Annotated in this window: 9 protein-coding genes, 1 tRNA gene and 1 rRNA gene; all 11 read left to right on the top strand. The window is 45.6% G+C overall.

Annotation, left to right across the window (positions count from 1 at the left end; genetic code table 11):
• Positions 1 to 5 precede the first annotated feature (5 nt).
• Positions 6 to 122 (top strand): 5S ribosomal RNA (rrf, locus tag AC6RGY_RS09860).
• A 466-nt stretch (positions 123 to 588) separates the two neighbouring features.
• A complete protein-coding gene (locus tag AC6RGY_RS09865; RefSeq protein WP_499862490.1) occupies positions 589 to 1,770 on the top strand; it encodes an ATP phosphoribosyltransferase regulatory subunit in 1,182 nt (393 codons plus the stop codon).
• 5 nt (positions 1,771 to 1,775) lie between these two features.
• A complete protein-coding gene (hisG, locus tag AC6RGY_RS09870) occupies positions 1,776 to 2,423 on the top strand; it encodes an ATP phosphoribosyltransferase (RefSeq protein ID WP_499863116.1) in 648 nt (215 codons plus the stop codon).
• Positions 2,423 to 3,706: a histidinol dehydrogenase gene (hisD, locus tag AC6RGY_RS09875; protein WP_499862492.1), complete on the top strand. Its 1,284-nt coding sequence runs from the start codon at positions 2,423 to 2,425 to the stop codon at positions 3,704 to 3,706. Before hisG ends, hisD begins: the two co-directional genes overlap by 1 nt.
• A complete protein-coding gene (hisB, locus tag AC6RGY_RS09880; RefSeq protein WP_499862494.1) occupies positions 3,703 to 4,293 on the top strand; it encodes an imidazoleglycerol-phosphate dehydratase HisB in 591 nt (196 codons plus the stop codon). The genes hisD and hisB overlap by 4 nt, the downstream gene beginning before the upstream one ends.
• Positions 4,294 to 4,953 carry an imidazole glycerol phosphate synthase subunit HisH gene (hisH, locus tag AC6RGY_RS09885; protein ID WP_499862496.1) on the top strand — a complete coding sequence of 220 codons (660 nt, stop codon included), beginning with the start codon at positions 4,294 to 4,296 and terminating at the stop codon, positions 4,951 to 4,953.
• Positions 4,925 to 5,659 (top strand): 1-(5-phosphoribosyl)-5-[(5-phosphoribosylamino)methylideneamino]imidazole-4-carboxamide isomerase, encoded by a 735-nt coding sequence (gene hisA, locus AC6RGY_RS09890; protein WP_499862498.1) that lies wholly within the window; start codon positions 4,925 to 4,927, stop codon positions 5,657 to 5,659. The genes hisH and hisA overlap by 29 nt, the downstream gene beginning before the upstream one ends.
• Entirely contained in the window at positions 5,656 to 6,414 is a 759-nt protein-coding gene (gene hisF / locus AC6RGY_RS09895; RefSeq protein WP_499862501.1) for an imidazole glycerol phosphate synthase subunit HisF, read from the top strand. The genes hisA and hisF overlap by 4 nt, the downstream gene beginning before the upstream one ends.
• A complete protein-coding gene (gene hisIE, locus AC6RGY_RS09900) occupies positions 6,411 to 7,028 on the top strand; it encodes a bifunctional phosphoribosyl-AMP cyclohydrolase/phosphoribosyl-ATP diphosphatase HisIE (RefSeq protein ID WP_499862503.1) in 618 nt (205 codons plus the stop codon). Before hisF ends, hisIE begins: the two co-directional genes overlap by 4 nt.
• A gap of 375 nt (positions 7,029 to 7,403) precedes the next feature.
• Positions 7,404 to 9,479, top strand: coding sequence for an SBBP repeat-containing protein (locus AC6RGY_RS09905; protein ID WP_499862505.1), 2,076 nt, complete (start codon positions 7,404 to 7,406; stop codon positions 9,477 to 9,479).
• A gap of 496 nt (positions 9,480 to 9,975) precedes the next feature.
• Positions 9,976 to 10,051: transfer RNA gene (locus AC6RGY_RS09910), tRNA-Asn, on the top strand.
• Positions 10,052 to 10,095: the final 44 nt, after the last annotated feature.

Raw genomic sequence — 10,095 nt, forward strand, 5'->3', positions numbered from 1 at the left:
ATATGTCTGGTGGCAATGGCGGAGGGGACCCACTCGTTCCCATACCGAACACGATCGTTAAGCCCTCCAGCGCCGATGGTACTTGGGACGCAGGTCCCTGGGAGAGTAGGTCGTCGCCAGGCATCATAAGAAACAACCCTTTCATTTCAATCGAAGTGAAAGGGTTGTTTTTGTTGTTGAGTAAGGCCTCTTAGAGAGAGAAGAGGTCAGCGTTTATGAGAGTTTCCACATGGTGAAATAATGTTTCGACCATAATCCTTCTAATGGAAGAAAGGTGAAAGCTCCTTCTCCTCATGGACGGACAAAAACAAGCACCCTTCACTTTTTTAATCGGGGAAGTGAAGGGTGTTTGTATATGTGGATGTAGCTTCGTTAAGGTCTAGGGTGGTACGTAAAAGATTTCCTGTTAGGGTGGTTATCCAAACCCTTTCACATAAATTTGCTTCGAACATTTTTGCGCGTAGCACCAGTATATCCATTTCGTGTTACGCAGTGGCATGTTCCTCTCATCCTTCACTTTAACTTGCTAATATGTTAACATATTAGCAAGTTAAAGTATAAATAATGAATAGAAGGTGAGGGGAGATTTTGCTTTTATTTGAGAAGCCGAGAGGAATGAGTGATACCCTCCCAAATTTATACCAGCGGAAGCAGTGGGTTCGAACGAGAATGGTTGAAGAGATTCAACTTTGGGGGTATGAGATGCTCCTTACTCCTACGCTGGAATATTATCAGACGGTGGGTCGTTCTTCTGCTTTAACAGAGAACTACATGTTTAAATTACTGGATCGAGATGGTCATACCTTGGTTCTTCGTCCTGATATGACGACCCCGATTGCACGTATGGCTGCCTCACAGCTAGCGGATGACCAATATCCCGCACGTTTTGCCTATGCCAATACCGTTTTTCGTGCACAGTTACAGGGAACAGATTCCCCTACTGAGTTTGAACAGGTGGGAGTGGAATTGATAGGGGATCCCACGATATCAGCAGATGCAGAGGTTATTTCCTTGTTGGTAAGAACACTGCAGGGTACGGGGTTATCTCATTTTAGAGTAGGAATCGGACATGTTGGTTTTCTAGAGGCACTCTTTCGATCGATCGTTTCAGAAGAAGAAATCATTCTCTCTTTAAAACAGTTTTTGTTCGAAAAAAATGCGGTTGGTTTTCAAGAACGGGTAAAAACGTCTTCCTTTTCATTAGACGAACAAAATCGATTGCTTTCCCTCCTTTCTCTTCGTGGTGGAATAGAGATTGTCGAACAAGCGGAATTGTTAGTGGATACGAGAGAAGGTCATGATGCTCTTGAAGAATTACAAATGCTATGGAGACAGTTGAAAGCTTATGGTGTGGAAGATTATGTACAATTCGATTTAGCGATGATGAGTCATATGAACTATTATACGGGAGTTTTATTTGAAATTTATACGAGGGAAGTCGGTTCCTCTATCGGTAGTGGAGGAAGGTATAATGATCTCTTTCAACGGTATCATCAATCAATCGCCGCTACTGGCTTTGCTATTCACTTTGAACGTCTATTAGAAGCGATTCCGCAAGTAGAGAGTGTTAGAGAAGTATGCTGTATTCTTTTTGATGTTGAAAATCGGCAAAAAGCTATTTTAGAAGCAAGCAAGTTACGTAGTCAAGGGATCGCTGTGACGTTACAATCGGTGAACGGTGTGGTAGACCTGGATGCCTATATGAATTCATTTACAGATATTCGTTCTTTTTATAACAAACAAATACTAGAGGAGGGAAGCGAGAGTTGAACACCATGCTCACAGTGGCCCTTCCGAAGGGAAGGATCTTTCATGATGCGGTCCAGTTGTTACAAGAAGCAGGGTACAGGATACCTGAAGGGATTAGTCGATCGCGTAAATTAATCTTCCCTAGTTCCAATGATGGGTTTCGCTTTATTCTAGCAAAGCCAGCCGATGTAGCTACTTATGTTGAACATGGTGTAGCCGATGTAGGGATCTGCGGGAAAGATGTCTTGCTAGAAGAGAAAAGAAATGTGTATGAGATATTGGATCTGCATCTTAGTCCGTGTTACTTAGCAGTTGCTGGCCGGCCTGTACGTCCTGAGCCAACGCATTCTCCCAAAGTAGCTACCAAATACCCCAACATAGCGACCTCTTTTTATAGGAAGAAAGGACAACAGGCAGAGATTATTCGCCTCAATGGCTCGATAGAACTGGCTCCTGTGCTCCAGTTGGCAGATCGCATCGTCGATATTGTTTCGACGGGAAGAACACTACATGAGAACGGCTTAATTGAATGGGAGCGTATCGCATCCATTACTTCCCGCTTAATTATTAATCCGGCTAGTTATTCTATCCAAGGTCATCTCATTCAGTCGTTGGTCAATCGGTTAACCGAAGTTGTCCACTGTCAACAACCTAGAGAGGAGGGCTATTCATAATGCAGATAACGAGGAACCCTGATCTGTCCAAACGTCGCTTCTTCATGATGGAGGATGCGGGGAAAGAGAGGCAATCTGTCCAAACGATTATGAATGAGGTTAAAAAGGAGGGGGATCGCGCCGTTGCCAGATGGACACGAATGTACGATCGAATCGCTATCGATGAAATGAAGGTGACAACAGAGGAAATTCAAGAGGCGTATAAATGGGTTGAACCAGCGATGATAGAGGTAATAGGGGAAGCAGCTACCAATATACGTTTTTTTCATCAACAACAGAAAAAGGAGTCTTGGTTTCACTTTCAAGCAGATGGATCGATGTTAGGACAAAAAGTGACACCGCTGGATGCAGTGGGTGTGTATGTTCCTGGTGGGACAGCGTCCTACCCTTCGTCTGTACTGATGAATGTCATTCCTGCACAAGTAGCAGGGGTTCCTCGTATTGCAATGGTTACTCCTCCGCAACCCGACGGCCGTTTACCAGCGAGTGTTTTGGTTGCAGCAGCTGAGATTGGAGTGAAAGAGATCTACAAAGTGGGTGGCGCCCAAGCGATTGCTGCATTGGCTTATGGAACGGAGACCATCTCTGCCGTAGACAAAATCGTTGGTCCAGGAAATATCTATGTCTCTTTAGCGAAACAAGCCGTATATGGGAATGTGGATATTGATCAGATTGCGGGTCCTAGTGAAATTGTGGTTCTTGCGGATGAAACGGGCATTGCGGAGGAAATCGCTGCTGATCTATTATCGCAAGCAGAGCATGACCCATTAGCAGCGGCGATCCTCGTGACCACATCACCCGATCTTGCAAACCAGGTAAAACAAGAGGTAGAGACCCAGCTCTCTACATTACCTCGCCAAACGATTGCAGCCACCTCGATTCGTGATCATGGGAAAATTATCCTGATGGAAAATTGGAGAGAGGCGATTGATTGCGTCAACCACCTGGCACCAGAGCACTTAGAGATCATGACGGAGGAACCGATGAAGACACTCCCTTATATTCGTCATGCGGGAGCAATCTTTTTAGGACGCTTTAGCTCTGAGCCAGTGGGAGATTACTTTGCCGGTCCCAACCACGTTTTGCCTACTCATGGAACAGCTCGGTTTTCCAGTCCCTTATCCACAGACGATTTTCTGAAAAAATCAAGTGTCCTATACTATAGCGAAGAATCACTCATTCAACATGGCGAGAAGATTGCGAGATTCGCTCGTTTGGAAGGTTTTGAGGCACATGCCCGGGCGATTGAAAAACGTCTAGCTCAGAAAGGCGGGACAAGGTGAAAAAGCGAGAGGCCACGGTCAAAAGAAGAACGAAGGAAACAGACATCAGCCTTACTCTCACCATCGACGGGAAGGGGGAGTCTAGGATAACGACAGACGTTCCTTTTCTTACCCATATGCTAGATCTATTTACGTATCACGGTCATTTTGATCTGATGCTTACTGCCACTGGTGATACCCATATTGATGATCACCATACGACAGAAGATATTGCGATGGTATTAGGGCAAGCGATTTACCAAGCAATAGGTGATAAGTACGGCATCAAGCGTTATAGTCAAGCGATGGTTCCGATGGATGAAGCGCTTGCGCAAGTGGTAATCGATCTTAGTAACCGCCCGCATCTGGAATTTCGTGCTACTTTTCCACAGGCTAAAGTAGGATCTTTTGATACAGAATTGATTCAAGAGTTTTTATGGAAGTTGGCGATTGAAGCGCGTATGAACTTACATGTGTGTGTCTTCTATGGAGAAAACACCCATCACATGATAGAAGCCATCTTTAAAGCGTTAGGAAGGGCTTTGGATGAAGCCACTTCGATCGATGCCCGAAGACAAAGTATCCCCTCAACGAAAGGAATGCTGTAGATGCTTGCGATTATCGATTATGGCATGGGGAACTTGTTTAGCGTAAAGACAGCAGTAGAGCGGTTGGGAGAACCCTATATGATTAGCGGAAACCCCTATACACTACGAGAAGCAGATTCCTATATTCTCCCCGGTGTTGGGAATTTTGCGGATGCAATGAAGCATCTAAGCGAACGAGGATTGATCGATGTGCTGGAACAAGTGGCCTATTTACGAAAACCTCTACTAGGGATCTGTTTGGGTATGCAGCTTTTGTTTGAGGAAAGTGAAGAAGGGGAGGTGAATGGACTCCACTTACTACCGGGGAAAGTGAAGAGAATTCCGAGAGAGATCGGTCACTTTTCTCCTCTTAAGGTACCACATATGGGGTGGAATCGTCTGTCGTTTCAACAAGAAACCGATTTATTCCACGGTATGGAAGAGGGGCACGCCTACTTTGTTCATTCCTATTATGTTCATACAGAAAATCGGGAAATCATCTTAGCGAATACGGAGTATGGGATTCAACTACCTGCGATTGTGGGACAGGGACAAGTGTGGGGAACGCAATTTCACCCAGAAAAAAGTGGGACCCTTGGGATCAAGCTGTTACGCAATTTTATTGGAGTCTGTAGAGAGAGGAGGGAAAAACATGACGTTTACCCTTTATCCCGCCATTGATATTTATCAGGGAAGATGTGTGCGCCTGGAGCAGGGGAAATTTTCGGAGGAGAAGGTGTACGGAGACTCTCCTATACGGATTGCCGAACAATTTGTACAGCAAGGAGCCGAATGGATTCATGTGGTGGATCTCGATGGAGCGAAGTTAGGAAAGCGGGAGAACGCTTATGATCCACTTCAAATCGCCCGTCAATTGGATGTGAAGGTACAAGTGGGTGGAGGGATTCGGACGGAGGAGGACGTGCGCAATTATCTAGAGAATGGTGTTGCACGTGTAATCCTTGGTAGTTCCGTTTTATCTGATCCAACCTTTGTCTACCGAATGGTGGACCGGTACAAAGAGCGGATTGCCGTAGGGCTTGATGCTCGGGAGGGTTATGTAGCCATCGAAGGTTGGCAAACGAGTTCGCAGCGGAAAGCGGTAGATTTGGGAGTGGAGCTTGCACAGGGAGGGGTGAGTCACATTATATTCACGGATATCGCTCGGGATGGTATGTTATCAGGCCCCAATGTGGAGGCGATCGAAGAGATGGCTACGAGATCAGGCGTGAATGTGATTGCTTCTGGAGGTGTGTGCGGATTATCTGATCTTCAGCTCCTGAAAAGGTTCAAGCCGCAGGGTGTCAGTGGTGTTGTAATCGGCAAAGCCCTTTATACAGGGCAATTGAGACTGGACACCGCATTGCAGGAAGTGAGCGTTCTATGATCACCAAGCGGATTATTGCCTGTCTCGATGTAAAAGAGGGAAGGGTAGTGAAAGGAATTGGCTTTTTGCAGCTAAGGGATGCGGGTGATCCAGTGGAGCTGGCACGGTATTATGACCAGGAGGGGGTGGATGAACTCGTGCTCTTGGATATCTCTGCGTCTCATGAAGGAAGACGGACGATGGTGAAGGTGGTAGAGAAGGTGGCAGCAGAGTTAGCCATCCCCTTTACCGTTGGCGGAGGAATTCATTCTTTAGAAGAGATGAGTGAGATTCTGCGCAGTGGAGCAGATAAAATCTCCATTAATACAAGCGCACTCCTCCGTCCTGCATTAATTTCTGAAGGTGCTTCTTCCTTTGGTTCACAGTGCATAGTAGTAGCCATCGATGCGAAATATGATCCAGAGATAAGGGACTATCGGGTTTATACTCATGGAGGGAGAAAGAAGAGCACTTGGTTGGTGACGGAGTGGGCGGAAGAGGCTGTTCGCCGGGGGGCAGGGGAAATCTTGCTCACATCGATGGATGCTGATGGGAGCAAAGAAGGTTTTGCGCACGATTTGATGCGCAAGGTAAATGAACAGGTTTCGGTTCCTGTCATTGCTTCAGGAGGAGCGGGGGATGCGGATCATTTTAAAGAAGCGTTTTTACAAACAGGGGTGTCAGCCTGTTTAGCTGCTTCTATTTTCCACTATAAAGAAACCTCTGTGACGCAGGTGAAAAAGTCTCTTCAAGAAGGTGGGATGAATGTAAGATGAATATAGAGAGGGTTCAGTTTGATAGCAATGGATTACTTCCTGTCATCGTACAAGACGCAGGCAGTCGTGATGTGCTTACTCTTGCTTATATGAATAGAGAATCTTTACGTAAATCGATTGAGACGAAAGAGACTTGGTTTTACAGTCGTTCACGACAAGCGCTTTGGCATAAAGGGGAGACCTCAGGGGCTACACAACGAATTGTAGAGATGGATTGGGATTGTGACCGAGATGCCCTGCTTGTTCAGGTTCTTCCTGAAGGTCCTGCTTGTCATACTGGGGCGTACAGTTGTTTCACCAATAGGGAGAAGGCGATGCATTTAGATTCTCTGCTAATCTTGAAGCGCTTGGAGAATGTGATTGCCGAGCGGGAGGAAAAGCGTCCTTCGAAGTCTTATACATCGTATCTCTTTAATGAAGGAATCGACAAAATAGCAAAGAAAGTGGGGGAAGAGGCGGCAGAAGTTATTATCGCTGCCAAGAATGGAGAACAGGAAGAGCTGAAATGGGAGACCGCTGATCTGCTCTATCATATGATGGTGCTCTTACGGGAACAGGGCCTCTCGCTGGAAGAAGTGATGGGAGTTTTAATGTCCCGTCACTTAGAAGAATAGTGCGGATTGGGCGGTTTCCAAGTTAAGAAAGGGCGCCTAAGTGGCACTAGGTGAAAAAGCATCTTCTAGGCTTCAGGGTTCATCGGATATTCTTTTCTGTGTCGGTTCTATCCGATCATCCGCTGCATTGATTAAAGTGTTGACTGATCGTATTGGAGTGGGTAAAACAAGAAAGCCCTGGTTCCGTATTCGGAACCAGGGCTTTCTTGTTCCAGTTAAAGGATCGTTCTTCATCCGTTTCCGAATGGTAAGGGAGTGATCCTTAAGCGGATGTTACCTGAAAGTAAATCATATCAAAGAATAGGGTCTTTTATTACTAGGACTAGGCTGATTCAACGTATAATGAAATACCACGCTTGGTTGGAGGGATAGTGGATGTCCTTATTTCAGGGGATGACGTATAACGGGAATCGCTCGGTTATTTTTGAAAAGTGGGAAGAAGAAAGCTATCGTTGTGATTTGGAAGAAGGCGAATATCTTCATCTTGTTTTCTCACAAAGTGGTGTTCGGTTTTTCCTTTCTGAAGACACCTCTATGTTGTTATGCTTTCGAGGTGAAGCGCAGAAGGTTATTCCGGAAGGAGAAGGGGAGATATTTACTAATTATGATGAAGACAATCCCCATGGCTACCAACGTGTTTGTTATAAAAATGTATGGCCAGGTATCGATGTCACTTTCTATAGCAATGACGGGCGGTTAAAATACGACATGTTCGTGCAACCGGGGGCTAATCTGAATCAAATTCGTCTTGCTTATGAAGGTGGAGAGCCTCCATTGATTACAGAACAGGGAGGGCTTCTTGTTCCTACTTTGTGTGGGATGATACGTGAAGCAGCGCCTATTAGTTATCAGGGAGAGGGAAGAGAGAAACGAGCCATTGCGACTCGTTTCCGAATTTATGATGACGGAACATTTGGCTTTCAACTTGAGGAGACAATAGATGAACATCTTCCTCTGCGCATTGATCCTGAGGTGTTTTATTCCTCTTATCTGGGTGGGAATTTGAGAGATCAAGCCTTGGGTATTGCCGTAGATGAGGAAAGGAATGCGTATGTAACTGGAGGGACCTTATCGACTGATTTTCCGGTTACTTCAGGGGTCTTTCAGATTACATTACGGGGCACTTTTGATGCGTTCATCACAAAAGTAAATACCTCAGGTACCTCTCTGCTCTATTCAACCTTTTTAGGGGGCAGTAGTATGAGTGCTGGGTTAGGTATTGCGGTGGACGGTAGTAATCAGGCATACGTGACAGGAGTGACATTTTCTTCAGATTTCCCGACTACAACGGGGTCTTTTCAACCGACCTTCGGAGGGGGGATGGTAGATGCCTTTGTTACAAAGCTAAATGATGCTGGGTCAATGTTAATTTATTCTACATACTTAGGGGGGACCGGAACGGATATTGGAGGGGGCATTAAAGTGAATGGGGGAGGCAATGCTTTCGTCGTAGGTTCAACCACCTCCACTGACTTCCCTATAACACCCGGCTCGTTTCAACCGGTGTTTGGTGGTGCGACGGACGCTTTTGTGTCCAGGCTGAATTCCGCAGGTTCGGGCCTGATTTACTCTACGTTTCTCGGAGGAAGCGCTGATGATGAAGGTGTTGGAATTCAAATTGATGGTGCGAACAATGTATACGTCACTGGGCGTACGGAGTCAAGCGATTTTCCTGTAACTCCAGGTTCATTCCAACCGGTTTTTGGAGGCGACGAAGACGCTTTTGTTACGAAGTTAAATGCGGCAGGAAGTGCTCAAGTCTATTCCTCGTACCTTGGGGGATTAGACGCGGATGAAGGAAACAGTATTGATGTAGATGATTTCGGTTTTGCCTATGTGACAGGAGAGACAAATTCGACGAACTTCCCCGTGACAAAAGGCGCTTTTCAAACCACAGTAGGTAGCGTATCGCCCGATGTCTTTGTTACTAAAATCAATCCGGCAGGTTCAAAGCTGACATTCTCCACTTATTTAGGTGGGTTAGGAGAAGATCGAGGAAATAGCATAGCGGTAAACTCACTAGGAAAAGCGTGGGTGACGGGAGAGACAGGATCAACGAACTTCCCAATTACTTCAGATGCATTCCAGGATAATATCCTGGCCTCACCCACTGAGAGTGCCTTCATTACCCAGGTGAGCTATTCTGGCAGGGGAATTTCCTTTTCGTCATATTTAGGAGGGAGCTTAGCTGACAGTGGAAATGGCATTGCGTTGGATGGCTCGGATCATATTTATGTCACAGGTGAAACAGCCTCAACCGATTTTCCACTAACTTCAGGAGCTTTTCAGTCGAACTTTGGTGGAACATCGGATGCGTTTGTCTTTAAGTTGGGTTCACTTACAGCCGTAGGAGCTACAGGACCGAGAGGGCCACGGGGACGTCGTGGTCCTAGGGGACCAAGAGGAGCAAGAGGACCCAGAAACCTGGGTGAAGGAGAATTTAGTGGATAAGTAAGGACAGTTTATGATAAGGGAAGGAGAGATCAGAATCTCCTTCCCTTCTACTTTATTAGGATATTCTCTCTACTACCTCTTCTAATTCTGATTATGTCATTGAATGTCCACGGATGCTCCCTATAAAACAAATGGTGAAGCGTTCAGCAGAATTGGTCTACTCGTCAAGATATAGAAAGGCGAAAACGAAACTCTGTTATAGCGCTACATTTTACTGCGAGAGAAGCTTCGAGATAGAGGGAATAACAGATAAAAAGACTGTGTATATGTTCTGCGCTTTTAATAGAGCAATATTCTCAAAATTATTTTCGCTCAAAAGTATTGACGGTTGCCAGAAACCGTGATATATTAATCCCTGTCGCCAAAAGTGACTATTATAAATGGTTTGTTCTACAATCAGGTGATGTGGAAACTTTCTGCTTAAAAACAGCTTGAAGTTGGTTGACGATTTCTTAAGAAATATGATACAATATCTATCGTCTGATGAATTTATTCCTCCATAGCTCAATTGGTAGAGCGTCCGGCTGTTAACCGGCAGGTTGTAGGTTCGAGTCCTACTGGAGGAGCCAAGCTCCCATAGCTCAGTCGGCAGAGCGCTTCCATGGTAAGGAAG

The sequence above is a fragment of the Mechercharimyces mesophilus genome (assembly GCF_059818345.1).

Excerpts from the sequence above, each read along its gene's own strand:
- AC6RGY_RS09905 (WP_499862505.1), top strand. The coding sequence starts at position 7,404 with ATGTCCTTATTTCAGGGGATGACGTATAACGGGAATCGCTCGGTTATT.
- hisF (WP_499862501.1), top strand. The coding sequence starts at position 5,656 with ATGATCACCAAGCGGATTATTGCCTGTCTCGATGTAAAAGAGGGAAGG.
- hisH (WP_499862496.1), top strand. The coding sequence starts at position 4,294 with ATGCTTGCGATTATCGATTATGGCATGGGGAACTTGTTTAGCGTAAAG.
- hisD (WP_499862492.1), top strand. The coding sequence starts at position 2,423 with ATGCAGATAACGAGGAACCCTGATCTGTCCAAACGTCGCTTCTTCATG.
- hisIE (WP_499862503.1), top strand. The coding sequence starts at position 6,411 with ATGAATATAGAGAGGGTTCAGTTTGATAGCAATGGATTACTTCCTGTC.
- hisG (WP_499863116.1), top strand. The coding sequence starts at position 1,776 with ATGCTCACAGTGGCCCTTCCGAAGGGAAGGATCTTTCATGATGCGGTC.
- hisA (WP_499862498.1), top strand. The coding sequence starts at position 4,925 with ATGACGTTTACCCTTTATCCCGCCATTGATATTTATCAGGGAAGATGT.